Origin of the sequence: Micromonospora sp. CPCC 206060, assembly GCF_036906895.1 — a bacterium.
Lineage (GTDB): Bacteria > Actinomycetota > Actinomycetes > Mycobacteriales > Micromonosporaceae > Micromonospora.
The window spans coordinates 1-3,592 of sequence record NZ_JBAKHU010000170.1 but is presented as its reverse complement, the minus strand read 5'-3'; the positions used below and the strand labels follow the sequence as shown (position 1 = coordinate 3,592).

At 65.6% G+C, this 3,592-nt stretch carries 4 protein-coding genes; all 4 read left to right on the top strand.

Translation table 11 applies throughout. The features are described from left to right. The first annotated feature begins 457 nt into the window (after positions 1-457). Positions 458-1,627 carry a globin domain-containing protein gene (locus tag V6U90_RS32835; protein WP_334444976.1) on the top strand — a complete coding sequence of 390 codons (1,170 nt, stop codon included), beginning with the start codon at positions 458-460 and terminating at the stop codon, positions 1,625-1,627. Next, the gene (locus V6U90_RS32830) at positions 1,624-2,253 is read left to right on the top strand and encodes a DivIVA domain-containing protein (protein ID WP_334444974.1); all 630 of its coding nucleotides are present in this window, start codon (positions 1,624-1,626) and stop codon (positions 2,251-2,253) included. The genes V6U90_RS32835 and V6U90_RS32830 overlap by 4 nt, the downstream gene beginning before the upstream one ends. Positions 2,254-2,590: 337 nt before the next feature. Then, positions 2,591-3,328 carry a hypothetical protein gene (locus V6U90_RS32825; protein ID WP_334444972.1) on the top strand — a complete coding sequence of 246 codons (738 nt, stop codon included), beginning with the start codon at positions 2,591-2,593 and terminating at the stop codon, positions 3,326-3,328. 13 nt (positions 3,329-3,341) lie between these two features. After that, a partial coding sequence (locus V6U90_RS32820; RefSeq protein ID WP_442933716.1) for a DUF6444 domain-containing protein occupies positions 3,342-3,592 on the top strand: 251 nt, incomplete at its 3' end.

Genomic DNA, 3,592 nt, shown 5'->3' with positions numbered 1-3,592 from the left:
CACGGACGAACCACCTGAAACGACCACTACGCACAGTTGCAGACCGTTACTCGGAAACCTTCACTGCGCACATCACCAGCTCAGGGCGTCCGCCGACTGACTACGCAATCGCCCTGCCTGTTCGCCAAGCTGAAGATCACCGAGCCGCCCCGCGTCGTCAGCAACCACGTGACCAGCACGAACACCATGGCCTAGTCTGGTGGTGCGCCATGTCACCGGGCCAACCCGCGCTTGCGCATCAAGCCCCAGATCCGCAGACTACATCGAAGCAGAGCTGCGTAAAGCAGGCCTGACCTGGGGTGGCATGAACCATCCCTCCCCGGCGTACGTTGAACGTGTAACCAACCAGAGGAGCGTCGAGCAGACACCCGTGGGTAGGCGCCTGGACCGCCATGATGCCCGCCCGGACCGCCGACCGCCAACCGCGCCTCTGCCACGGACCTGAAAGGGCTGGCACATGGACGTACCGGCACTAAAAGCGAGTTGGGCGCGGATCGAACAACTCGGGGACCAGGCACCGGCACTGTTTTACGCAATCCTGTTCACCTTGGCGCCCGAGATGCGGTCGATGTTCCCCATCGCCATGAACACGCAACGGGACAAGTTTCTATCCGCCATGGGCCACCTAGTCAAAAACGTCAACCACGAAGAACAGTTCCGCACCTTCGTGAGCCAGTTGGGCCGCGATCACCGCCGCTTTGAGGTATTCCCGCACCATTACCCGGTGGTCGGGCGTGCCTTGCTGGCCACTTTGGAGCGGGCTCTCGGCTCGGCCTGGACAGCTCAGCTCGCGGACGACTGGGCGGCCGCCTACAACATGGTGGCCGGTCTCATGGTGGATGCGGCGCAAGAGGCCGCGGCCCTGACACCACCCTGGTGGGATGCGAAGGTTCTCGACGCGCAACAACGCTGCGCCGAGATCACGGTCCTCACGGTGCAGCCTGACCTGCCCTACTCGTACGTCCCGGGGCAATCGCTTGCGGTCGAGACGGCGCTGAGGCCGAAGGTATGGCGATATCTGTCCCCGGCCAATCGCCCGCGCTCGGACGGCACCCTTGAGTTCCACATTCGGGCGGTGCGGGGAGGGCAGGTCAGCCCTGCCTTGGCGTACCGGTTGCGGGCGGGGGACACACTGCGTCTTGGCGCGCCGGTCGGCACCGCCCTCATCGGCTATCTCACCTCGCCGAGGAACCTGTTGCTCATCGCTGGCGGTACTGGGCTCGCGCCGCTGCGGGCGATCATTGAACAACTCGCCTATGAAGGTACGCCTCGGCTGGTGACGCTGGTCATCGGCGCCAGCACCGCAACCGATTTCTACGATCTGAATGTGCTGACCCGCCTGGACGCCACGTTACCGTGGCTCAATGTCGTGTACGCCGTGTCCGACGATCCGTTCTGGACCGGCCAGCGGGGCTCTGCCGTTGATGTCGCCCTAGGGTTGGATGACTGGTCGAGTTGTGACATCTTCCTGTGCGGCTCGTCCAATATGGTCGCAGGTACCGCAGCGCGGCTGGTCGCAGCCGGCTATCACGCCGATCAGATCCATGCCGAAAAGTTCCACGACGACGTGTACCTGCCCGCTGCGCCAGCGCGCCGGGACCGACGCGAAGAAAGGGTCAACCATTGACAGCCAACGGTGGTCACCATCTTTCCCATGGCGACGGGGCGGCAGCCGGATGGCTGACGTCGGAACAGGTCCGTAACCATGACCTGCCGCAGACACGGCGGTGGGGCGGCTATCACCAGGGTGCGGTCCGGCGAGTGCTCGGCCTGGCCGCCGACCGTATCGCCGATCTCGAGCGGCAAGTCCAGCAGCTATCGCGCACGCTGCAGCATCGAGAGCTGGAACTCGAGCAACGCCGCTATGGTGTCGGCCTGCCCGCCAACGGGAGCCCGGCCGAACTGGTTCACGGCAGCCAAGTCGACTGGCAGGTGCAGGCTCAGGCATACAGCGACGACATCACCTCCACCGCCCAAGCCCAGGCCGATCAGATCGTCGGGGAGGCCCACCATCAGGCACAGCTCATTCGCGCTCAGGCGCAACAGGAGGTCGAACGGTACCGAAACAGCGCCGGCGCCGCCTACAACGGCACCGAAGAGGATCTCGTACGACTGCGGTCGCTGGCCTACTCCATGCAGGGATGGCTGCACGAGGTACGCCAGAACATCGTGGCCGCCGACGACACGCTGAGCGCCGAACTCGTCCGATACAAGCACATCCTGTCGGGTGAACGGCTCGACCCGGGAAAATGACGGCGAGGCGTTACGGCCAACCGGCGGCTCCTCGGCTCACCGGCGGCGCTGAGCGGGTGAGATCGGGGAACTCGCCGGGATCGCGTGAACCCGGGCGGCCTTGCCGGACGTAGGCGGGGTGAGGCAGGGCTCACGGGCTTACGGCGGAGGTGCGATCGTGACGAGTGGCTGGGGGTATCGGGAGCCGCACGAGGCTCGGGGGCGTGGGACGGCACCGCTGCCGATCGGTACCGGCTGGGTGGAGTCACGGGCACCCCGGCGTAACGTGCCCGTCCCGCGCGCCCCGGAACCACCGCCCAGTCGCTGGCAGGAGCATTGGCGCGAATATAGTCAGCAGTTGGCCCTGGTCGACTACAACGACACGGTCGCGGTCTACTTCGATCGGGACGTCCACGGCAGCGCGGTGAGCTGGCTGCTGCCCTACCTCACCCGCATGTGGCGCTACACCATCGATACATATGGCAACGGTTCGAACCTGTTGGCCGCCGATCGGCTCTACTCCATTCACCACGAGGGCCGCTATCCCGGCGGTCATCCGGGCACTGTCTACGACGCTTCGCACGACTACCGGAACGTGAGCGATGTCGGCGGCTGGAACTGGACCTCCCGGCAGTACGAGGTCCTGACGCACGAGGCCGGGCACATCGTGGAGGACGTCGCATCCGGCCGCCACGGCTCCCCGGCGTTCCCGCTCTGGGGCGACAGCAAGTGGATGGAATTCTACATCTACGACGTGTACGAGGCGCTCGGAATGGCCGAAGAGTCGCGCCAGTTCTACCACCGGCTGATGCGCACCAGTGACCCATTCCCCGCCCCGGATACGCATTGGTTTCGGGATTGGTTCTATCCGTTGTGGAGCGACCATGGCGCGGGTGTCATGGTGCGTTTCTTCAACCTGCTCGGCAAGCACTTCCCGGCCAACGGAGGCGACGGGTACGCCCCAGTGCCCCGGCAAAGATGCTCCTATAGATGTCGTGACTGGTCAGGTGCTCGTCGGCGGGTCGGCTTGACCTGGGTCGTTCGGGTTGGATCATGGTTGGGTGTCCGGAACGCCGTCCATCGTGGAGCTGCTTGAGCGGCTTGCCCGGTTGGAGGCCCGGGTTCTTGAGTTGGAGCGGGAAAACGCCGGGTTGCGGCGGGAAAACGCGGTGTTGCGGCGGGAAAACGCGGTGTTGCGGGCGGAGAACGCGGATCTGCGGGCTCGGCTCGGGCAGGACTCGTCGAACTCGTCGCGGCCGCCGTCGTCGGATGGGCTGGCCAAGCCGGCGCCGAGGTCGTTGCGGGCGCGTTCGGGTCGGCGGCCGGGTGGGCAGCCTGGTCATGAGGGTCGCACGTTGCG

Coding starts and splice junctions, on each gene's coding strand:
- V6U90_RS32835 (WP_334444976.1), top strand. CDS start 458: ATGGACGTACCGGCACTAAAAGCGAGTTGGGCGCGGATCGAACAACTC.